The 231-nt window shown below is 45.9% G+C and carries 1 tRNA gene; it reads right to left on the minus strand.

Annotation, left to right across the window (positions count from 1 at the left end):
- Positions 1-50: 50 nt before the first annotated feature.
- A tRNA-Val gene (locus ACRRSQ_RS02295) sits at positions 51-126 on the minus strand.
- Positions 127-231 lie beyond the last annotated feature (105 nt).

Here is a 231-nt window from a genome sequence, read left to right on the forward strand (position 1 = left end):
CGCACTTAAATTGAAATATTTAATTTGAAGGATGCTGATAATATAAAAGATGGTGGACGATACTGGGCTTGAACCAGTGACCCCCGCCTTGTAAGGGCGGTGCTCTCCCAACTGAGCTAATCGTCCATTATTTAGATTTACATCTTTTATGGCAAAAGATGGTGGACGATACTGGGCTTGAACCAGTGACCCCCGCCTTGTAAGGGCGGTGCTCTCCCAACTGAGCTAATC

Source organism: Thalassotalea sp. PLHSN55 (assembly GCF_052030545.1).
GTDB lineage: Bacteria > Pseudomonadota > Gammaproteobacteria > Enterobacterales > Alteromonadaceae > CANMXU01.